Here is a 19,943-nt window from a genome sequence, read left to right on the forward strand (position 1 = left end):
CGCGCACGGGTTTGTAGAGGGCGCGATTCTATTTACGCTTCTTTTTGCCGTGCCTAATTTATGTGCGCAGCGGTCTATTCGTGCAAGAATTGTGCAACTTCGGCCGAAAGCCACCTTCGCACCTGCAGCATTTTCTTGAGCATCCCCCGTCACTGCGCCCTTTTTCAGGGGTAAGCGGCCTGTCGTGACATGACAGCCCCGCATCATCGCAAGGGGAACAATGTGAAACTGATTATTGCAACAATCAAACCGTTCAAGCTCGAGGAGGTCCGCGAAGCGCTGACCACCATGGGCGTGCGCGGCATGATGGTGACTGAAATCAAGGGCTTTGGCGCGCAGTCCGGCCATACCGAAGTGTATCGCGGTGCCGAATATGCCGTGAACTTCGTGCCCAAGGTCAAACTTGAACTCGTCGTATCTGCTGCCATGGCTGACGACGTTGTCCAGATCATCGCCAAGACCGCCCGCACCGAAAAGATCGGCGACGGCAAGATATTTGTTCTTGATGTCGAGAGCGCGCTGCGCGTGCGCACCGGCGAAACCAATGACGATGCGCTGTAAGCGCTGACCAAAAGGGACACCCTGACAATGAAACTTATGAAAATCCTTCCTGTCGCTGCCGCCCTCATGGCGCTGCCGACACTTGGCCTTGCGCAAGAGGCCGATATGACCCCGCCGAACGAAGAAATCGGCTTTATCCTCACCAGCTTCATGTTCCTTGTGTGCGGCTTCCTTGTGTTCTGGATGGCTGCTGGCTTTACGATGCTCGAAGCCGGTCTTGTGCGTCAAAAGAACGTGACCATGCAGTTGACCAAGAACATGGGCCTGTTTTCGCTCGCGGCACTTGCTTATTACCTGATCGGCTACAACCTGATGTATCCATTGGGCGACTGGTCAATCGGTGCGGATGAAACCGGCGGCTATCTGGGCATCCTGTTCAGCCCCGCCGTGATGGAAGCGGTCGGCCTTGCCGATACCACGCCAGACTTGACCTATTCGTCGGTCGGCGCCGATTTCTTCTTTCAGCTGATGTTCTGCGCCACTACCGCATCAATCGTGTCGGGCACCTTGGCCGAACGCATCAAACTCTGGCCCTTTCTGATCTTCGTGATCATCCTAACGGCATTCATCTACCCGATCCAGGCGTCCTGGAAATGGGGCGGTGGCTTCCTTGATAGCCAGTATGGTTTCCTTGATTTCGCCGGTTCCACGGTCGTTCACTCGGTCGGTGGTTGGGCAGCCCTTGCCGGCGCGCTGATCCTTGGCCCACGTATCGGCAAATACAAGGATGGTCGCGTTGTGCCTTTCATGGGTTCCAACTTGCCGCTTGCCACGCTGGGGACATTCATCCTGTGGCTGGGTTGGTTTGGCTTTAACGGCGGCTCGCAGCTTTACATGGACACCGCAGGCAACGTGGCCGACATCAGCCGCATCTTTGCCAACACGAATACGGCTGCTGCCGGTGGTGCCTTGGCCGCAATGATCCTGACGCAGATCCTTTACAAGAAGGTCGACCTGACAATGGTTCTGAACGGCGCGCTTGCCGGTCTGGTGTCAATCACGGCTGAACCGCTGACACCGTCGCTGGGCGCCGCCACGCTGATCGGTGCCGTCGGTGGTATCATCGTGGTCTTTGCGGTGCCGTTCCTTGACAAGCTCAAGATTGATGACGTGGTTGGTGCCATCCCGGTTCACCTGTTCGCAGGCATCTGGGGCACGCTGGCCGTGCTGCTGACAAACCCTGACGCGACCCTTGGTGGTCAGCTGATTTCGATCATTGTGGTTGGTGTGTTTGTCTTTACGGTTTCGGCCGTGGTCTGGTTCATCCTCAAGGCGACGATGGGTATCCGCGTCACCGAAGAAGAAGAAATCACCGGCCTCGATCAAGCCGAACTGGGGATGGAAGCCTATCCCGAATTTGCGAACCGCTAGGGCGGCGCGATCATGATAAGGAAAGCCCCGGTGCATCGCGCCGGGGCTTTTCGTTATCCCATGTCCTTGCCCGCACCGCTGCTGGTTGATTGCCTGTCCGGTTCTTGAAGCGCCAAAAGGTTTCATCCAGTCGGGCAATCGACGCTGACGCAACGCAATTTTTACCAGCGCTTTGCACCCAGCAGCTTTTCACCCAGTTCCGTGAGTTTGGCTGTCTTGGCGTTCTTCTTTTCCCAGTCGCGCGGATCGCCTGGAAAGGCGCCGCGCTTGGGGTTGTCCAACTCGCGCCATTGACGGACCCGTTCGGCGGCCACCTCCGGTTGGTCGTTCTGGGCCGGATACATCGAAATGTACTGCGCCATGCGCACCCGCCCGTCCGAATGGTTCGGCCTGACCCCATGGGCCAGCAGCGAATTGAAAATCAGCAGGTCTCCGGGGTTCAGATCAATGTTGGTGGCCTTCAATCCGGTCATATCGGGATGCAGCGGATCACGGTCAGCGGGCTGGTCCGCCACCCATGCGTCGAAGTGCTCGAATATCTCGGGCACGCACTGGAACCCGCCCGTTTCGGCATCCTGCGGCAGCAGGCTAAGCACGCCCTGAACACCCACAGGCAACGGATCACGCGATGTGTTGACGTCCCAGTGGATGAAACCGTCGGGGTTGCCCTTGACCTTCTTGGGCGGGTTGAGGTTGGCGCGGTCAATCGCGACCCATAAATCCTCGCAGTCCCAGATGTCGACAAAGGCGTCATAGACCCGCTGCTCCATCCGGTTGTCCCACAGATACTGGTGGTTATAAATCTCCACCATCCCCGCGTTATTCAGCTCTTTCATCTCGTGCGGGCGCCGCTGGGGCGCATACCATGTGGACGGATCGTCGGGGTCTTTCTCGTCAAACTCCCACAGCAGCGCGACAAGACGGTCGATGTTTTCCTGTGGCACCGCGTTGGGCACGATCACATAGCCGCGCGTGGTCCAATGGGTCCAGTCCTCCTCCGAGAGCACGCGCAGGGGCAGTTTCTTTTGAATATGGCGCAGCGGTTCGCCCGATTTGGCAGTCGGATGAACGTCGTCGATCTGGTCGGTGTCCATTGGCGTGCAGCCCCCTGTTTCACGAGGCAAAGTCTGCACGCCCGCAGGAATTGCGGCAAGTGAAATTGACGCGAAGGGGTTCTAGACGCCGACAGCGACAATCGCGCGCGCCAGGATCGGCACCGTTTCTGCGTTCAATCCGGCGATATTCAACCGGCTGTCGCCCACCATGTAAATACCATGTTCGGCACGCAGTTGTTCAACCTTTTCCGGCGTTGTGCCAAGGCGGCTGAACATGCCGCGGTGCTGCGCGATAAACGCGAACCGGTCGGAATTTGTCAGGCGTTTCAGTTCATCCGCCAACTGTTGACGCAAATCCAGCATCCCCAGACGGGTCGCCTCCAGTTCGGCCTCCCAATCGGCGCGCAGCTTGGGATCATTCAGGATTGTGGTCACGACGCGCGCACCGTGGTCGGGCGGGAACGAATAGTTCTGCCGGTTCAGGAATGCCAGATTGCCCTGCGCCAGCTTGGCCTCGTCGGCGTTGCGGCCAATCGCCATCAGGATGCCCGTGCGTTCGCGGTAAACGCCGAAATTCTTGGAACAGCTTGCGGCGATCAGCACTTCGTCAAAGTTTTTGGCGACCATGCGGGTCGCGGCCGCGTCATCGTCCAGCCCGTCGCCAAATCCCTGATAGGCAATGTCGATCATCGGCACCGCACCGCGGTCCTTGATAAGCGCGATCACCGCGCCCCATTGATCCATCGTCAGGTTTGCGCCGGTCGGATTGTGACAACATCCATGCAGCAACACCACGTCACCCGCGGCAACCGTGCCCAGATCGGCCATCATCCCGTCAAAGTCCACGCCGCGCGTGTCCTCGTCGAAATAGCGGTATTCGAACATCTTCATGCCAAGGTATTTGATAATCGACGGATGGTTCGGCCAAGTGGGGTTAGAAATCCACACCGTTGCATCGGGGCTGGCGCGTTTGATGAATTCCAGCGCCTGCCGGATCGCGCCTGTGCCACCGGGCGTGGCGACGGCGGCAATACGATCACGCGCAACGGTGCCACCCAAAACCAGATCAATCATCGCATCCGAAAACGCCGGATCGCCGGCAAGGCCGGTGTAAGCCTTGGTCGACTGTTCATCCACCAGTTGCTGCTCGGCGGCCTTGACCGCGCGCATCACTGGCGTGTTGCCGGTCGCATCCTTGTAAACACCGACGCCCAGATCAATCTTGGTGTCGCGCGGGTCGTCGCGATACATCTGCATCAAGGCCAAAATCTTGTCAGCGGCGGGGGCTTGCAGGTTTTCAAACATCACGCATCTCCGGTTGCGATGGGAAGGTCGGGGAACATGCCCCATTCGGACCAGGACCCGTCATAGATCGCATGGTCGCTCTTGCCGATCCGTTCCATGGCCAGCGACAACACTGCCGCTGTCACGCCGGACCCGCAGGTTGTGATCGCGGGCTTGGACAAATCAACGCCGGCACTCTGGAAAACAGCACGCAGAGTATCGGCGCCTTTCAGTGTTCCGTCCGCATTCAACAGATCGCCAAAGAACACGTTGCGCGATCCCGGGATATGCCCCGAACGTAGCCCTTCACGTGGTTCGGGAACCTCGCCGCGAAAACGGCCCGCTGCGCGCGCGTCAATGATCTCATAATCACCCAGTTTGGCGGCGCGCGCCACCTGTGTCACGTCTTTGACCATCTGGTTCTGGCGTTGCACGGTCATGTGCCTGTCGCGCACGATGGGGGGCATATCGCTCAGCGCGCGCCCTTCGGCCTGCCATTTGGGCAACCCACCATCCAGCACGGCCACGTCCTTTTTGCCCATCAGGCGGAACAGCCACCAGACACGGGCGGCTGAAAACAGGCCCATCCCGTCATAGACAACCACCTGATGCCCGTCACCCACCCCCATGGCGCGCATCCTGCTCATAAATTTTTCGACGGGGGGCACCATATGGGGCAACTCGCTGCGATGGTCGCTGATCTCGTCGATATCAAAGAACCGCGCGCCGGGGATATGGGCGGCCGCGTATTCAGCTTTCGGGTCACGCCCCATGTCGGGCATATACCAGGACGCATCCAGAATCCGCAGATCGGGGTCTTTCAGATGCTGGGCAAGCCAATCCGTGCTGACCAGAGTATGTGGATCATCGGGCATGATATCCCCCGTTTTGCGCAGTTGCAGTTGCAACTTTGACTAGACCCGCAAGGGCGCCAAGACAAGGGGCGCAAACGCAAACGGGCGCCCCCGAGGGACGCCCGCATCGTGGTTTTGCCGCTGATTACGACTTGTTCATCATGTTCTTGATTACGCCGACCACGGCAAGTGCGACACCGCCACCAACGCCGCCACCCGCAACCTGCGTCACGATGCTGCCGATATCCATGCCGCCCGTCGCGGCTTCGGCTGTCGCGGGATCAACCGCGCCGCCTGTGACCATGCTCAGGATTTGGCCGCCAAGCCCGCCACCGACGATGCCGGCGATCGAGTTGCCAAGCGTGCCAAGCGAGAGGTTCTTGAGCAAACCGCCCGCAACATTGCCGCCAACAGCGCCTGACACGAGTTGGATGATAAGTTGTTCCATAGTCCCCTGTTCCTTCCTGTGGGCCGTGTTAATTTGATTTTTCGAACCATGACGCGGCCCGCACCATGTGGCGCGAAGGTTAACCTAATCTGCAAACGGATCAATAGGGGGTATTGTGCGAGGCTTTTCCCCCAAGATGTAGTGTCAGTCTCCGTGACGGAGCAGGCGCTGTTTCTGACGGCCCCAATCACGCTTGGCTTCGGTGGCGCGCTTGTCGTGGTTTTTCTTGCCTTTGGCGGTGGCGATCTTGAGCTTCACCAAACCGCGATCATTGAAATACATCACCAGCGGCACAAGGGTCATCCCCTCGCGCTTGGTTGCATTCCACATGCGCGCCAGTTCCTTCTTTGAAACCAGCAACTTGCGGCGGCGGCGTTCTTCGTGGCCAAACATAGCGCGGTCATAGGGCGCGATATAGGAGTTGACCAACCACAACTCGCCTTCTTCGACAGCGGCATAGCTTTCGGCGATGTTGGACTGGCCCCCACGCAGGGATTTCACTTCGGACCCTGTGAGGATAATCCCGACCTCAAGATCGCTCTCGATAGCATAATCATACCGCGCGCGGCGGTTCTCCGAGAGCACCTTGTAGTTCGTTTTTTCCGGTTTCTTTGCCATATCACCGCCGAGATATGTGATGCGCGACCCTTGCACAAGGTCGCACTGGCCATCCCGGCGCGGGCGGGTAAGGTGGCAAAACGCAAATGACGGAGGCGCGATGTTTGTCCAGATTGTCCTTGGCTCGGCGCTCATGCTGGTCTCGATCTTTGTGGCGGGCATCAGTTTCTGGTTCATGGAGGTCGCACTGGCGCGCTGGCGTGGCTGGCTGCGCCGCGAACCCCATCGCCCGAAACTGATCTTTATCCTGTGTGTCAGCGGGGTCTGGATCATCGGCCAGGTCACAATCGGCGTCTGGGTCTGGGCCTTTGCGTTCATCCTGCTCGACATCTTCGCAACGCTGGAAGAAGCGGTCTATTTCGCGCTTGTGGCCTTCACGACCCTTGGCTTTGGCGACATCCTGTTGCCGATGGAGTGGCGGTTGCTGGGCGGGATGGCCGCTGCCAACGGACTGTTGAATTTCGGCTTGCTGACGGCTGTGATCGTCGAGGCATTGCGCCAGGTCAGGCGCACCCAGCTTGACGCCATCGAAAAGGCCGAGACATGATCGCGACCCTGCCCAACGCGACCGCGCGCCACCTGTTCTTGCACAATCACGGCCTGATCGCACCCGCCAGCGGCACCGGCAAAGGGGGTGATTTGCACGGCGTCATTGCCGATCTGGGATTTGTGCAACTGGACAGCGTCAACACGCTGGCCCGCGCCCACGATCTGATCCTCTGGTCGCGCCGTCAGCAATACCGCGCAGCGCATCTGCCGCCCCTGTTGCATCGCGATCGCGCGGTGTTTGAACATTGGACGCATGATGCAAGTGCCATCGACATGGCGCATTTCCCTCATTGGCGGCTGAAAATGGCCCGTGACGGCGCGCGACTGGCGGGTCATTGGCAGGGCATTCGCCGCGATGATTTCACGCAAAAGGTGGATGCGGTGCTGCGCCGCGTTGCCGATCACGGTGACTGCACCAGCAGCGATGTGGGCGAGGGCGAAGAGCGCGGCAAGGGCGGCTGGTGGGATTGGCACCCCAGCAAGACCGCGCTGGAATACCTGTGGCGGTCGGGGCAGTTGTCGGTCACGCGGCGTGACGGGTTTCGCAAGGTCTATGACCTGACCGAACGGGTGATCCCGCCCGAATTCCTGAACGCGCGTTTCACCGAGGCCGAAACCATCGACTGGGCCTGCAACGCGGCACTTGACCGGCTTGGGTTTGCCACATCGGGGGAAATTGCCGCCTTTTGGGATGTCGTCACCGTGACCGAAGCGCGCGACTGGTGCGCCACCGCTTTGGCGCGCGGTGACATCATGCACATCAACGTGCAAGGGGCCGATGGGGCGCTGCGCAAATGCTTTGCCAGCCCCGATATCATGGACGCGGCCCCACCCGCGACCAGCCAGCGCGTCCGCATCCTGTCGCCCTTTGATCCGGCACTGCGCGACCGCAAGCGCGCCGAGCGTCTGTTCGGTTTCCATTACCGGATCGAGATTTTCGTGCCGGCCCCGAAACGGCGCTATGGTTATTACGTTTTCCCCGTCATGGAAGGCACTCAGTTGATCGGGCGGATCGACACCAAGCGGGATGGCAACACCTTGCAGGTCACGGCGTTTTGGCCCGAAGACGGCGTGGCGATGGGGGCAGGACGCACCGCACGACTGGTGGCCGAGATTGAACGTGCGGCGCGGTTCGTCGGGTCTTCGCAGATCGACTATGCACAGGGCTGGATGAAAGAAAAGTCTTGAACGGCGTTCACAAGGCGTGCTAGAGGAAAGGTGAACGCCGTTCAATAGGGGCAAGCCATGCACTATCTCGCCGATACAGACGCCTTGGTCGCAGACGGAACACTAACGGCCGACCAAGCACGGATCATCCAACGCCACTCGCGGCAGGCGATGGTCAGCCTGTCGATCAACACGCTGCTTTGCGCCGGTATCATCGCCGCTGCCTTCGGGTTCATCTTCTGGCTGGCCAACGCCCTCGCGGTGGCGATCACCGGTGCGCTGTTCCTTGGGATTGGCGTGCTGATCTTGCGTAGCGGCAACGACCTGTATCGCATGTTCGGCAATGCCGCGGCGCTGATCGGTGGCGGCATGTTGGCTGGCGGCGCGACGATTGAATTGATCGACAAATACCCCAGCGGGTTTGCCGTGCCTGCCCTGATTATCATCGGCGCGCTTGCGGTGGTCATCTCGGCCTATGCGTTCAGGCGTGGCACCAAAACCCGCTTTGTCACAGGGTCTGTCCTGCTGATGGGCGGGGCGATGCACCTTGTCGGCATGTATTACGGCATGGGCGAAGCTGATCTGAACGGCTGGCCCGTGCCCCTGTCGCACCTTTACACGACCGCCCTGATCATCGCCGCTGGCACATTCATCAACGTGCGCGCCATCACGGCACTGGCGATCATGCCTTTCGCACAAATGCTTGATACATCGACCTACTATTTCCACGCGGCCTATGTGTTCTATTCACCGGAATCCACACTCAGCATCCTGCAACTGACAGTGCTTATCTTTGTTTGCATCTGGGTCTTGCGCACGCAGCCCGAACGGATTGGCCGCCATGCAGGTATCCTTGCGATCATGGCCTTTATCGTTGCCAACCTTTGCGCCCTTGTGGGCAGCCTTTGGGGCGATGTTGTCGGCAGTTCGTGGTGGGCACCGACCTATGACTACGGCGATCAGACGTGGGAAGAATACCAAGATGCCCTTACTGCCTTCCGCGCCACGACCCTTGTGATCAGTGAACATGCCTATGCGATTCTCTGGGCCATCGCGCTGGCTGCATCGGCCTTCTGGGCCGCACACAAGAACCGCCGCGGGCTGTTCAACGCCGCGATGACATTCGGCGGCATCCACGCCTACACCCAGATGTTCGAAACGTTTTACGACGAACCGCTGGCTTATGTGATTGGCGGCCTCGCCGCGATCCCGCTGGCATGGGGTTTGTGGCGGTTGAACGACATCTTCCGCGACGCCGACGAACCGGCCGCGGCATAAACAAAAGGCGGGGGTCAATCCCCGCCTTTTGCCTTAGTTCAACAGCCCCGCATGCACCATCGCCGCACGGATTTTCTCTTTGGTGGGGTCCGTCACGCCGACCAGCGGCAGGCGGACCTCGTCGCGGCACATCCCCAGCAGGGACAACCCGTATTTCGCGCCACACAAGCCAGGTTCCGTGAAAACCGCGTGATGCAGGGGCATCAAACGGTCGCTGATGGTCAGCGCGGTCGCGTAGTCGCCGTTCAGGGTGGCTTCCTGCATCTCGGCACACAGCTTGGGCGCGACATTGGCCGTCACGCTGATGCAGCCGACACCCCCTTGGGCGTTAAAGCCGATTGCGGTCGGGTCTTCGCCCGACACCTGAATGAAATCTGCGCCACAGGTCAGGCGCTGCGCAGGCACGCGGGCCAGATCGGCGGTCGCGTCCTTGACGCCGACGATAAACTCGTGCTTGGCCAGTTCGCCCATTGTCGCGGGTGTCATATCAACAACCGACCGCCCCGGAATGTTGTAGATGATGATCGGCAAGCCGCAGTCTGCTGCCGCCATGAAATGCGCGATCAGCCCCGCCTGTGTCGGCTTGTTGTAATAGGGCGTGACGACCAGCGCCGCCGTGGCACCTGCCGCCTTGGCCGCCTTGACCAGTCGCACGGTTTCGGCGGTGTTGTTTGATCCCGCACCTGCAACCACGGGCAGACGCCCGGCCGCAGCCTCGATCACGGTTGCGACAACCGTGTCGTGTTCGCTGTGCGACAGGGTGGGGCTTTCGCCGGTGGTGCCTACAGGAACAAGCCCGTGGGTGCCCTGATCCACGTGCCAGTCGACAAGTTTCTTCAGCGTATCAAGGTCCAGCTTGCCGTCCTGAAACGGCGTAACAAGAGCAGGGAGAGACCCTTTGATCATGACACGCATCCTTTGTGATATGGGCCGCAGCACGGCACCGGTGAAATCGGGCGGACACTAGTGCGGATTGCCGCCTTTGCCAAGTTTGTGAGTTGCGCTAATGCGCAGGCAAGTTACGCTGGCGGATATGTTCTTGAAAGCACCCCCCATGTTTCGCATTTTGTCGGCTGTTTTGCTGTCCTTGGCCCTGGCTGGCGCAGCCCAGGCCCAAGACGGTGAAGGCGGCCCGCCGTTGTCTGCCGCCTTTGATGCAATGGGGCAGGGGGATTGGGACACGGCCTATGCTGTTGTGGCTGGCGCGGGCCCCGTAGCGCGCGATCTGGTCACATGGGTGCGCCTGCGAGACGGGTCTGGCACGTTTGATGACTACCTGCTGTTTTTGGCTGCGCGCGGTGACTGGCCGGGCACAGACCGGATTGTCAGTAATGCCGAAGAAGCCCTGCCCGAAGGCGAATCTGCAGACACGGTGCTGGCCTTTTTCGACGGGCGCGCGCCGGAAACCGGCGAAGGCGCTGTGCGTCTGGCGCAGGCGTTGATTGCCAAGGGGCAGACCGAAGCAGCCAACGGCGTTATCGTCACCGCCTGGACGACCCTTGGCCTTGGCGACAGCGGTCACGATGCAATTGTTGCGGCGTTTCCCGATCTCGTCGCGCCCCATCACGCAACGCGGACCGACATGTTGCTGTGGCGCTGGCGCACGACAGATGCTGGCCGGATGCTGCCCTTGCTGGATGAAGATCAACGCGCGCTTGCCGCCGCCCGCATCGCCTATATCGGTAACTCTGGCGATATCTCCGACTGGGTCGCGGCCGTGCCGAATGCGCTGATCAACGATCCCGGTCTGGCCTACGACCGGTTCAACTGGCTGTCAGGGCGGGGGGAGCGCACCGAGGCCATCGAAATCCTGCGCACCCAATCGGTCAGTGCTGAAACCTTGGTGAACCCGTGGCGCTGGGCAAGCTGGCGCCGCGTGCTGGCCCGTTGGGAAATGCGCGAGGGCCGGATCGACAGCGCCTATGACCTTGCCACAACCCATCACCTGACCGAGGGCGATGATTATGCAGATCTGGAATGGCTTGCGGGCTATCTGGCCCTGACATATCTTGACGATTCCGCCAAAGCGCTTGCGCATTTTGAATCCTTTGACGGCGCCGTGTCCTCGCCCATTTCGGTTGGGCGTGCCGGGTATTGGCTGGGCCGCACACACGATGTTTTGGGCAATACCGCTGACGCCCAGGCCGCCTACCGCCGCGCCGCGCAATACCAGACGGGGTTTTACGGCTTGCTGGCCGCGGATCACCTTGGCCTGCCGCTTGATCCGGCCCTGGTGGGTGACGAAATATTTGACGACTGGCAGGAAGCCCCGTTCCTGACCGACGATCTGACGCAGGCGGCGCTGCTGCTCTTGGCTGCCGATCAACGCGGGCTGGCGGTTCTGTTCTTTGCCGATCTGGGCCGCTCGCTGAACCGCGCGGGGCTGGCCCAACTTGGCAACCTCCTGGTCGAGCTGAACGAGCCGTTCTTTGCCCTTCTCGTCGCCAAGGCGGGGGCCGAACGCGATATCGTCCTGCCGCATATCTATTTCCCGCTTCATGATCTGGCCCGCATGGACTTGCCCGTCGATCCCGCCTTGGCGCTGTCGATTGCACGCCGTGAAAGCGAGTTTCGCGCCGATGCGGGTAGCCCCGTAGGCGCCTTGGGCTTGATGCAATTGATGCCTGCCACCGCCCAGGAAGTTGCAGGCGAACTTGGCCTGCCTTTCACGCGCGCGCGCCTCACATCCGATTGGGAATACAACGCCACGCTGGGCAGCCAATACCTTGCCAACCTTCAGGCCGAATTTGGCGACTCTCCGGTGATGATCGCCGCAGGTTACAACGCCGGTCCCAGCCGCCCAAAGGCATGGATGGACGAACGGGGCGACCCGCGTGACGGCACCGCAGATGTGGTCGACTGGATCGAACACATCCCGTTTCGCGAAACCCGTAACTACGTGATGCGCGTCACCGAAAGCATCCCCGTTTACCGCGCGCGTTTGGGGGGCGAAGCAGGTGCGTTGGACTTCCTGAACCTGTTGAACGGGGTCAAACCTCTGATCCGCCCCCGCGCACGCCCCGACACCGAAATGACACCCTTGCCGGTCGTGCGCGATGCCACGCCCGCGCTGCCGCCCGTGCGCCGTGGTGGCACGCTTGAACCCACCGCCCCCGGCGGCCCACAAGGTATCCGGCCGATATCGCGCCCCGGTGGTTAAGACGTGGCGCGCGCGCGCCAAAGCGTGAACAGCCCCGCTGCCACGACCAGCCCTGCGCCGATCGCCACATTGGCGCGCAAGGCCTCGGCAAAGACGAAAATCCCGATGACGGATGCAAAGACCAGTTGCAGATAGGCAAAGGGCTGCACAGCGCTTGCTTCGGCCACTTCATAGGTCTTGATCAGCAGGTAATGCCCTGTCGCACCAGTGACACATAACAGCGCCATCCAGCCCCAGTCGGGCGCGCTCATCGGTTCCCAATACCAGACCCCGATCAGGGTAATCGCAAAGGCCCCCGCCACACCAGTCCAAAAGAAACTGGTCGCAGCCGAGTCACGGCGCGCAGCAAATCGTGTCAGCAAACTGTAAAGCGCGAACATGCTGGCCGAGGTCAGCGCGATCAGCGCCGCGGGCGTGAACACCCCCGATCCGGGCTGCAAGATCACGATCACCCCGACGAACCCGATTCCAATCGCGACCCAGCGCCGCCAGCCGACCGTTTCGCCCAAAATGGGGCCGGACAGCGCCGCGACGATCAGCGGGTAACAGGCGAAAATGGCGTGAGCCTCGACCAGCCCCAGTTTGACAAAGGCCAGCACCATCACGCAGATCTCGGCCACCAGCAAAAGCCCGCGAAATATCTGCAAGACCGGCTGCGTTGTCGCTGCCGCCGCGCGCACCGATCCGGCGCGCCGTTTGGCGAGGGCGATCACGAAGGCGGCAAAGAACCAATAGCGGATCATCACGATCATCAGCACGTTGTATTCCCCCGCCAGATGGCGCGAGATTCCGTCCTGCATGGCGAACACGAATGTCGTGGCAATCATCAAGATAACGCCAAGGCGCGTATTGGTCTGCATCAGATCAGCTTTGCGCGGGTCATGTGCCGCTTGCGTCCGAAGCCAGCCGTGCGCTCCACGGCAAAGCCCGCCAGATCCAGCGAACGGCGCACATGGCCAGCCGCGGTATAAGTTGCCGCCGTGCCGCCCTTGGCGGTGTGATTGGCCACAGCGTGCATCAGGTTGCTGTCCCACAATTCGGGGTTTTTGGCGGGTGAAAATCCGTCCAGATACCACGCATCTGCGCGGCCACCCCATTTCGGCAATGTCTCTCGTGCATCGCCCTTGATGACCTCTAGTATAAAATCATCAGCCCTCGACCCTTTGGTCAAAATGTCGACTGGAAGCACATCGGCAAAAGGTGCCAGCGCCCGCGCAAGATCATCCGCAGCCATTGGAAAGGCCTCGAAACTCGTGAAATGCAGCCGCCCCGATATGCCCGCCGTACGCCACGCCACCAGCGTCGCCAGAAAGTTCAGCCCCGTCCCGAATCCCAGTTCCGCCACATGAAACCCGTCTTCGAACCGCACGGGCAGGTCATTGCCCGCCAGAAACACATGGCGCGTTTCATCCAAGCCCCCTTGCAGCGAAAAATACGGATCGTCGAACCGGCGCGATACGGGGATCGCTCCGTCACGCCATTCCAATTCTGCTTGCTGGTCACTCATCCGTGCGGGCCTTATGTTGTGCGCAATCTTTGGCGGCAAGGGCAGGCGATGGCAACGGTTGATGTGACAGTGCGCGGCGCGGGCGCGTTCGGGCTTGCGGTCGGGTATGCCTGCGCGCGGCGCGGCGCGCGTGTGCGTGTAATCGACCCGAACGGGGTCGCCGCTGGGTCCAGCGGCGGGATCGTTGGCGCGCTGGCCCCGCATGTGCCCGAAAACTGGAACGACAAGAAGGCGTTTCAATTCGACAGCCTGATGATGGCGGAAACCTTCTGGCAAGAGGTCAGCGGGATTGCGAACCAAGATGTCGGCTATGCCCGCCTTGGCCGCCTGCAACCCCTGGCCGATGACGCCGCCGTGGCACTTGCCCGTCAACGCAGCGAAACGGCCCGCGACCTGTGGCAGGACCGCGCGACATGGCAGGTGATTGACGCGCCCGACACCCAATGGTCACCGCAATCCCCCACTGGCTTGCTGATCCACGACACGCTGACGGCGCGCATCCACCCGCGCCGCGCGACCCGCGCGCTGGCCGCGGCGATCACAGCACTGGGCGGCGAAATCACAACCGATGGTCCCGATCAGGGCGCAATCGTCTGGGCAACCGGCTGGAAGGGGTTGAACGACCTGACAGCGCAACACACCCGCATGGTCGGCAACGGGATCAAAGGGCAGGCGGCGCTGTTGCAATTTGATGCGCGCGATCAGCCGCAACTGTTTGCCGATGCCTTGCACATCGTGCCGCACGACGATGGCACGGTCGCGATCGGGTCAACTTCGGAGCGCGAATTCAGTGACCCGACCAGCACCGACGACCAGCTTGATGATGTGATCGCGCGCGCATTGCGTGCCTTCCCTGTCCTTGCCAATGCCCCTGTGATCGAACGCTGGGCCGGTGTGCGCCCGCGCGCGCGCAGCCGTGCGCCAATGATCGGCGCGCATCCGTTTCGGACAGGCGAATACATCGCCAACGGCGGTTTCAAGATCGGCTTTGGCATGGCCCCCAAGGTCGGCGAAATCATGGCCGACCTGATCCTTGGCGGGGGCGATACCATTCCCCAAGGGTTCCGCGCCCAAGCCTCGCTTTAACCTGCCTTGGCGGTCATGCAGACGCGCCCGTCCTCGCCGCGCACCCAGGCATCGCCACCTTTCCAGCAAAACGTGGCCTCCTCGCCACCGATCAAGGGCGCTGTGGCGCGATAATCGAATGTCGCCAAGGGCTTGCCCAACTGGTCCTGCGCCATCAACATCAGGACCTGCGCCAGCAACGGCCCATGCACCACCAGCCCGTGATAGCCTTCGATGCGGCGCGCATAGGGGCGATCGTAGTGGATGCGGTGGCCATTGAACGTCAGCGCGGAATAGCGGAACAGCAGGGTCGTATCAAAGCTGAACACCTCGCTATGGTCCTCGTCGGTGCGTGCGCTGACGGGGTCGGGCGGGGTGTCGTCGCGCGCGGCATCGCCGCGATAAACAAGGTCTTGCCATTCGGTCAGAACGGTTGCGTGGCGTTGGCGAATATCGTGGCGCAATCGCACAAATGCGAGAGGCCCCTGCGCGCCATCCTTTTGCGTCACTTTTTCTAGCGTCGTGGTCTTGTCGGCCTTGATGCCCGCAACAAGCGGTTGCAGAAACGTCAGCCGCCCACCGGCCCACATGCGCCGCGACAGGCCGGTGTCGGGGATCAGCCCACCCGGTGTGGGATGCCCGTCACGGCCCAGATTTTCGGGCGTTTCGGGTTCCCAGAAATAAAGCTGGTGAAAGAACGGCGGCAGCGCGCTGCCATAGGAAATGTCGGGGGCGATGCCAAGCGCGGCCTGCATGGCGCAGGCACGCGCGGGGTCCATCACATCGGTGATCGTTTTCTCGGTCATGGCGCGATTCTAAACCGGATCGCGCAGCGACGGAATCCCAATTCTACCGCGCAGCAGCCCGCAAGGCCGTCATAGCCACATCCAACTGCTTGGCGTGGAAATCGTTGGTCAGGTTGCCTTCCGCGTCAAACTGTTCGCTGGACTTCGCCACCAGAATTTCCGGTGTGTTGATGATGATGGGCCGGAACGCCACAAGGCACAGACGCAGGGAAAACTGTGTGCGTTCGCCGCCCGCGCGCCCCGCCGCCGCCGACATGATCGCGACAGGTTTGTCGAGCCACGGATTGCCCTCGGTGCGGCTGACCCAATCAAGGGCGTTCTTCAAAACACCCGAAATCGCCTTGTTGTATTCCGGTGTCGAAATCACAACGGCTTCGGCCTGCGCGATCTGGTCGGCAAGGGTTTGCACGGCGGCGGGAATCCCTTTGGCCTCCACGTCGCCATTATACAGCGGCAGGTTCAAATCGGCCTCGATGGTATCTCCGCCATAGGCCTTGGCCGCCGCCCGCATCAGATAGGTGTTGGTTGATGCCGCGCGCAGCGACCCTGAAATTCCCAAGAGCATGGTTCGTCCTTTGTTTCTGCCCTTTATCTAGCCACAAATCCCGCAACGGCAATCAAGCGTTCTTGCACAGCGCCTGTGCGTGGCACATGGTGGCCGCGCAAATCAAACGGGTGCAACATGCGACACGGCGGCAAAATCCTCAGCGACCAACTGGCAATTCATGGCGTGCGCCGTGTGTTTTCCGTTCCGGGCGAAAGTTTCCTTGCTGCACTTGACGGGCTTTATGACAGCGGGATCGCCAACATCGTCTGCCGCCAGGAAGGCGGCGCTGCGATGATGGCCGAGGCTTATGGCAAGCTGACGGGCCTGCCCGGCGTGGCCTTTGTTACCCGTGGCCCCGGTGCGACCAACGCCAGCGCAGGTATCCATGTCGCCATGCAGGATTGCACGCCGATGGTCATGTTTGTCGGCCAGATCGCCCGCGACCAGCGCGACCGCGAGGCATTCCAAGAAGTGGATTACCGCGCCATGTTCGGCGGTTTGGCCAAATGGGTGGCCGAGGTGGACCAGACAGAACGCCTGCCTGAATATATCGCGCGTGCCTTTGCGCTGGCCACATCAGGGCGCCCCGGCCCCGTGGTGCTTGCCCTGCCCGAAGACATGCTAAGCGCGCAGGCAGATGTGCCAGACACCACTGGCCCCTTGGTCGAACTTGCCCCGACCCTCGCAGGCGTTGCAGCAGACGCGCTTGACTGGATCGCGCAGGCGAAACGCCCGCTGGTGATTGTCGGTGGGCCGCATTGGTCAACAGGGGCGGCAGATGATCTGGCGCGCTTTGCGCAAACGCAAGGCCTGCCTGTTGCGCTGGGGTTCCGACGGCAGGATTACCTCGATAACCGCCACCCCAACTACGTGGGTGATCTGAACGTTGGCGTGAACCCGAAACTGGCCCAGCGTGTCCGCGATGCGGACCGGCTGTTGGTAATCGGTTCGCGGCTGGGCGATATCGAAACCCAAGGCTACACGCTGGTCGATCCGGAGGCGCCGACCCAATCCATCCTGCATGTCCATGCCGATGCTGATGAGTTGGGCCGCGTTTATCACCCCGACCTTTGCGTCACGGCTGACGCGGTATCGTTCATCCGCGCCATGTCGCGCCTGCCTGCCTGTGGCACCGATTGGGCCGCTTGGACCAAAGCCGCGCGCGCCGATTACGAGGGCTGGCGCACCCCGCAGCAAAGCCCCGGCGCGGTGAAGCAGGAACAGATCATCGCCTGGCTGTCCGACAACCTGCCCGACGATACGATCCTGACCAATGGCGCGGGCAATTACGCTGCATGGCTGCACCGCTATTTCACCTACAAGGGGTTTCGCACCCAGCTAGCACCCACGTCCGGTTCCATGGGCTACGGCTTCCCGGCGGCGATTTCCGCCAGCCTTGAACATCCTGACCGCACGGTGGTTTGTCTTGCCGGTGATGGTTGCTTCCAGATGACGCTGAACGAAATGTCCACGGCAATCCAGCACGGCGCGACGCCGATCACGCTGGTGATGAACAATGGGCGCTATGGCACAATCCGCATGCATCAGGAAAAGCACTACCCCGGACGGGTGTCAGGCACGCAGCTTGCCAACCCCGATTTCGCCGCCCTCGCGCGGGCCTATGGCGGACACGGTGAAACCGTGACCGAGGGCGCGCAATTTGCAGAGGCATTCGCGCGCGCACAGGCCTCAAACCTGCCCGCCGTGATCGAACTCACCATCGACCCAGATGCGCTGTCCACAGGCACGACCCTTAGCGGAATGCGCCCCCCCTAATTCAACTGTTCGAAATACGAGTCCTGTAGAGCAGGTCAGTGCAGTTGGCGACGCAATCGCAGCGAAGGGCCGCTTCGAGCCCACACTGTAAATTAGATATTCTCGCTGCATGCGCACGCAGCGGAAAAAATGCGACATGAGCGAAAACTTTCATGATGCGCCGCGGCAGCCGGAAGCGGCCATTCGGACAAATGCCATGCTCTCGTCGTCAGCGCTGTGCTGATGTCTGGGTTTGGAAGGAGGATTGGAGGGCATATAATGCCAAGAGTCCAACTTCCGGCAGTCACCCCAAAACACAAAGCATGGAACAAAGGGCGGATCATCGGTCAGAAACGACCGCTGCTTCCCAAACAGGTTTGGGCCATTCGTGCCCATCTCGAGCTTGCGGGATACCTACGTGATCCTGATCGGATGCCGCTTTATGTTCCCGAGCCGTTTTCACGACCGCCCGCATATCTCGACACGTCAATACGTCCGGCTGGTGCGAGACTGGGTGACAGCGATTGGTCTGGAACCCAGCGGATACGGCACGCACTCGATGCGCCGCACCAAAGCTGCGGAGATTTACCGCAAGACGGGCAACCGATCCGCCGTGCAACTTTTGTTGGGCCACACTAAGGTTGATAGCGCAGTGCGTTATCTGGGTGTTGAATTGGAAGATGCCCTGAATTTCGCTGAGCGTATCGACATCTAAGACCTGTTGGCGGGCGGTTCGTGCCGTTCGCCGATCCAGACTAATCCTTCATAACTCCCGCAGCAGTTGCAAGACTGAGCCCAAACTTCTAGATTGCAGCGTCGCAGCGAAATTCGGCCTTTGGAAACTTAGTTATATCACTGACCCGATCGAACAAACCTGCCATCGGTTCCCTGCCTGACAGGCCGGATCAAAGGGGACGCACAATCAATCTTGAGACCACTGCACTTTCAGGCTGCCCGCAGGTGGCTTCGTGTTCAGAATGTCTGCAACTTCGCTGAGTGGCAGGCGATGGGACGCTGCGCGATCAATGTCTGACCCCAGCTTCGCGATGACGCCAAGGGCCTCTGGAATATTGTGGTTGAGGGAATGCGATCCCGCGAGGGTCAGCTGGCGACGGAATAACTCGAATGGGGACACGTCTATTTTTGCATCAGACGGGCAGACGCCGAAGAAGAGCCCCTTGCCACCGTTTGCCATGTAGTACGTGAGGGCAGAGGCGACCTGCGGCACGCCAGTGGCCTCGACCGTCAGATCCGCGCGGTGATGCCATTGTTTGAGATCATCGGATCCCGAGGCGACCGCATCAAACCCAAAGCTTGATGCAAGCTCCAAGCGATCCTCTGAAATATCGACGAACGCGACGCGGTCGACACCGCTGGTTTTCAACGCCAGTCCCATCAACAGCCCCATCGGACCCGCCCCGAAAATGAGAGCGTCTTCCATCCACGGTTCGTGAACAGCATCCAGACCGTTCAGGACACAGCCCATCGGTTCTGCCAAGGCCGCCTGAAGAAAGCTCATGTCGCCAATCGGGTGAACAGCGGTGGCTTTGACAACGCTGAGTTCGGCAAATCCGCCGTGGGTTGTCACGCCATATGCGCCGAGGTTTTCGCATAAATGCGCCCAGCCGCGCGTACAGGCGCGGCAATTCCCACATTCGATGTTGGGGTCGACGGCGACGCGGTCACCCGCTTTTACGTCCGTGACGTCTGCCCCCACTTCAATAACCACGCCTGCGTATTCATGCCCCGGCACGACCGGAAAGGCTCCTGTGCCGTAGTTGTCTTTCAGGACTTCATAATCTGTGTGGCAAATGCCGCTGGCTTTGACCTGCACGACAACCTCGCCCGGTCCTGCCTTTGGATCCGGCAAATCGGTGTAGGACACTTCGTTCTTGGCGGTGAATACGATCGCTTTCAT

19 protein-coding genes and 1 pseudogene are annotated in these 19,943 nt (G+C 60.7%); 9 read left to right on the forward strand and 11 right to left on the reverse strand.

What is annotated here, in order from left to right:
• Positions 1–222: 222 nt before the first annotated feature.
• A complete protein-coding gene (locus SJY21_RS11690; protein WP_377510702.1) occupies positions 223–561 on the forward strand; it encodes a P-II family nitrogen regulator in 339 nt (112 codons plus the stop codon).
• A 27-nt stretch (positions 562–588) separates the two neighbouring features.
• Complete coding sequence (locus SJY21_RS11695) at positions 589–1,932, forward strand: ammonium transporter (RefSeq protein ID WP_377510705.1); 1,344 nt, start codon at positions 589–591, stop codon at positions 1,930–1,932.
• Positions 1,933–2,093: 161 nt separating this feature from the next.
• On the opposite strand, the gene SJY21_RS11700 is transcribed toward SJY21_RS11695, so the two are convergent.
• The 5 genes from SJY21_RS11700 to smpB form a co-directional block, all read right to left on the reverse strand.
• Complete coding sequence (locus SJY21_RS11700; protein ID WP_377510708.1) at positions 2,094–3,065, reverse strand: phytanoyl-CoA dioxygenase family protein; 972 nt, start codon at positions 3,063–3,065, stop codon at positions 2,094–2,096.
• Positions 3,066–3,107: 42 nt separating this feature from the next.
• Entirely contained in the window at positions 3,108–4,292 is a 1,185-nt protein-coding gene (locus SJY21_RS11705) for an aromatic amino acid transaminase (RefSeq protein WP_377510711.1), read from the reverse strand.
• Positions 4,292–5,146, reverse strand: coding sequence for a 3-mercaptopyruvate sulfurtransferase (sseA, locus tag SJY21_RS11710; RefSeq protein WP_377510714.1), 855 nt, complete (start codon positions 5,144–5,146; stop codon positions 4,292–4,294). Before sseA ends, SJY21_RS11705 begins: the two co-directional genes overlap by 1 nt.
• Positions 5,147–5,270: 124 nt before the next feature.
• Entirely contained in the window at positions 5,271–5,573 is a 303-nt protein-coding gene (locus SJY21_RS11715) for a hypothetical protein (protein WP_377510716.1), read from the reverse strand.
• Positions 5,574–5,717: 144 nt separating this feature from the next.
• The gene (gene smpB / locus SJY21_RS11720) at positions 5,718–6,191 is read right to left on the reverse strand and encodes an SsrA-binding protein SmpB (RefSeq protein ID WP_377510719.1); all 474 of its coding nucleotides are present in this window, start codon (positions 6,189–6,191) and stop codon (positions 5,718–5,720) included.
• A 100-nt stretch (positions 6,192–6,291) separates the two neighbouring features.
• Here smpB and SJY21_RS11725 point away from each other — a divergent pair, with 100 nt between their 5' ends.
• The 3 genes from SJY21_RS11725 to SJY21_RS11735 are packed head-to-tail and all read left to right on the forward strand — an operon-like array spanning position 6,292 to position 9,185.
• Complete coding sequence (locus tag SJY21_RS11725; RefSeq protein ID WP_377510722.1) at positions 6,292–6,738, forward strand: ion channel; 447 nt, start codon at positions 6,292–6,294, stop codon at positions 6,736–6,738.
• On the forward strand, positions 6,735–7,928 hold the full coding sequence (locus SJY21_RS11730; protein ID WP_377510725.1) for a winged helix-turn-helix domain-containing protein: 1,194 nt from the start codon (positions 6,735–6,737) through the stop codon (positions 7,926–7,928). The genes SJY21_RS11725 and SJY21_RS11730 overlap by 4 nt, the downstream gene beginning before the upstream one ends.
• A gap of 57 nt (positions 7,929–7,985) precedes the next feature.
• A complete protein-coding gene (locus SJY21_RS11735) occupies positions 7,986–9,185 on the forward strand; it encodes a hypothetical protein (RefSeq protein WP_377510728.1) in 1,200 nt (399 codons plus the stop codon).
• Between the two features lie 33 nt (positions 9,186–9,218).
• On the opposite strand, the gene dapA is transcribed toward SJY21_RS11735, so the two are convergent.
• On the reverse strand, positions 9,219–10,091 hold the full coding sequence (gene dapA / locus SJY21_RS11740) for a 4-hydroxy-tetrahydrodipicolinate synthase (protein WP_377510731.1): 873 nt from the start codon (positions 10,089–10,091) through the stop codon (positions 9,219–9,221).
• Positions 10,092–10,239: 148 nt separating this feature from the next.
• On the opposite strand from dapA, the gene SJY21_RS11745 reads away from it, so the two are divergent.
• Positions 10,240–12,345, forward strand: coding sequence for a transglycosylase SLT domain-containing protein (locus SJY21_RS11745; RefSeq protein ID WP_377510734.1), 2,106 nt, complete (start codon positions 10,240–10,242; stop codon positions 12,343–12,345).
• Here the strand turns inward: SJY21_RS11745 and SJY21_RS11750 are convergent.
• Positions 12,342–13,205, reverse strand: a complete 864-nt coding sequence (locus SJY21_RS11750; protein ID WP_377510737.1) for a DMT family transporter — start codon at positions 13,203–13,205, stop codon at positions 12,342–12,344. The two genes, SJY21_RS11745 and SJY21_RS11750, sit on opposite strands and share 4 nt — an antisense overlap.
• Entirely contained in the window at positions 13,205–13,852 is a 648-nt protein-coding gene (gene mnmD / locus SJY21_RS11755) for a tRNA (5-methylaminomethyl-2-thiouridine)(34)-methyltransferase MnmD (protein ID WP_377510740.1), read from the reverse strand. Before mnmD ends, SJY21_RS11750 begins: the two co-directional genes overlap by 1 nt.
• Positions 13,853–13,900: 48 nt before the next feature.
• On the opposite strand from mnmD, the gene SJY21_RS11760 reads away from it, so the two are divergent.
• The gene (locus SJY21_RS11760) at positions 13,901–14,938 is read left to right on the forward strand and encodes an NAD(P)/FAD-dependent oxidoreductase (protein ID WP_377510743.1); all 1,038 of its coding nucleotides are present in this window, start codon (positions 13,901–13,903) and stop codon (positions 14,936–14,938) included.
• On the opposite strand, the gene SJY21_RS11765 is transcribed toward SJY21_RS11760, so the two are convergent.
• Together SJY21_RS11765 and SJY21_RS11770 are read right to left on the reverse strand one after the other, a co-directional pair.
• Entirely contained in the window at positions 14,935–15,723 is a 789-nt protein-coding gene (locus SJY21_RS11765) for a MaoC family dehydratase N-terminal domain-containing protein (protein WP_377510746.1), read from the reverse strand. The two genes, SJY21_RS11760 and SJY21_RS11765, sit on opposite strands and share 4 nt — an antisense overlap.
• Positions 15,724–15,766: 43 nt before the next feature.
• Positions 15,767–16,288, reverse strand: a complete 522-nt coding sequence (locus tag SJY21_RS11770; RefSeq protein WP_377510749.1) for an NADPH-dependent FMN reductase — start codon at positions 16,286–16,288, stop codon at positions 15,767–15,769.
• Positions 16,289–16,405: 117 nt separating this feature from the next.
• On the opposite strand from SJY21_RS11770, the gene SJY21_RS11775 reads away from it, so the two are divergent.
• Complete coding sequence (locus SJY21_RS11775; RefSeq protein ID WP_377510752.1) at positions 16,406–18,046, forward strand: thiamine pyrophosphate-binding protein; 1,641 nt, start codon at positions 16,406–16,408, stop codon at positions 18,044–18,046.
• A 258-nt stretch (positions 18,047–18,304) separates the two neighbouring features.
• Positions 18,305–18,740: pseudogene (locus SJY21_RS11780) on the forward strand (tyrosine-type recombinase/integrase).
• 207 nt (positions 18,741–18,947) lie between these two features.
• Here SJY21_RS11780 and SJY21_RS11785 read toward each other — a convergent pair.
• A complete protein-coding gene (locus SJY21_RS11785) occupies positions 18,948–19,943 on the reverse strand; it encodes a zinc-dependent alcohol dehydrogenase family protein (protein ID WP_377510755.1) in 996 nt (331 codons plus the stop codon).

Origin of the sequence: Octadecabacter sp. R77987, assembly GCF_042466115.1 — a bacterium.
Taxonomy (GTDB): domain Bacteria; phylum Pseudomonadota; class Alphaproteobacteria; order Rhodobacterales; family Rhodobacteraceae; genus SW4.

What these genes read in the sequence shown, in the direction of transcription:
- SJY21_RS11695 (WP_377510705.1), top strand. Translation starts at nt 589, where the DNA reads ATGAAACTTATGAAAATCCTTCCTGTCGCTGCCGCCCTCATGGCGCTG.
- SJY21_RS11705 (WP_377510711.1), bottom strand. Translation starts at nt 4,292, where the DNA reads ATGTTTGAAAACCTGCAAGCCCCCGCCGCTGACAAGATTTTGGCCTTG.
- sseA (WP_377510714.1), bottom strand. Translation starts at nt 5,146, where the DNA reads ATGCCCGATGATCCACATACTCTGGTCAGCACGGATTGGCTTGCCCAG.
- SJY21_RS11715 (WP_377510716.1), bottom strand. Translation starts at nt 5,573, where the DNA reads ATGGAACAACTTATCATCCAACTCGTGTCAGGCGCTGTTGGCGGCAAT.
- smpB (WP_377510719.1), bottom strand. Translation starts at nt 6,191, where the DNA reads ATGGCAAAGAAACCGGAAAAAACGAACTACAAGGTGCTCTCGGAGAAC.
- SJY21_RS11725 (WP_377510722.1), top strand. Translation starts at nt 6,292, where the DNA reads ATGTTTGTCCAGATTGTCCTTGGCTCGGCGCTCATGCTGGTCTCGATC.
- SJY21_RS11730 (WP_377510725.1), top strand. Translation starts at nt 6,735, where the DNA reads ATGATCGCGACCCTGCCCAACGCGACCGCGCGCCACCTGTTCTTGCAC.
- SJY21_RS11735 (WP_377510728.1), top strand. Translation starts at nt 7,986, where the DNA reads ATGCACTATCTCGCCGATACAGACGCCTTGGTCGCAGACGGAACACTA.
- dapA (WP_377510731.1), bottom strand. Translation starts at nt 10,091, where the DNA reads ATGATCAAAGGGTCTCTCCCTGCTCTTGTTACGCCGTTTCAGGACGGC.
- SJY21_RS11745 (WP_377510734.1), top strand. Translation starts at nt 10,240, where the DNA reads ATGTTTCGCATTTTGTCGGCTGTTTTGCTGTCCTTGGCCCTGGCTGGC.
- SJY21_RS11750 (WP_377510737.1), bottom strand. Translation starts at nt 13,205, where the DNA reads ATGCAGACCAATACGCGCCTTGGCGTTATCTTGATGATTGCCACGACA.
- mnmD (WP_377510740.1), bottom strand. Translation starts at nt 13,852, where the DNA reads ATGAGTGACCAGCAAGCAGAATTGGAATGGCGTGACGGAGCGATCCCC.
- SJY21_RS11760 (WP_377510743.1), top strand. Translation starts at nt 13,901, where the DNA reads ATGGCAACGGTTGATGTGACAGTGCGCGGCGCGGGCGCGTTCGGGCTT.
- SJY21_RS11765 (WP_377510746.1), bottom strand. Translation starts at nt 15,723, where the DNA reads ATGACCGAGAAAACGATCACCGATGTGATGGACCCCGCGCGTGCCTGC.
- SJY21_RS11770 (WP_377510749.1), bottom strand. Translation starts at nt 16,288, where the DNA reads ATGCTCTTGGGAATTTCAGGGTCGCTGCGCGCGGCATCAACCAACACC.
- SJY21_RS11775 (WP_377510752.1), top strand. Translation starts at nt 16,406, where the DNA reads ATGCGACACGGCGGCAAAATCCTCAGCGACCAACTGGCAATTCATGGC.
- SJY21_RS11785 (WP_377510755.1), bottom strand. Translation starts at nt 19,943, where the DNA reads ATGAAAGCGATCGTATTCACCGCCAAGAACGAAGTGTCCTACACCGAT.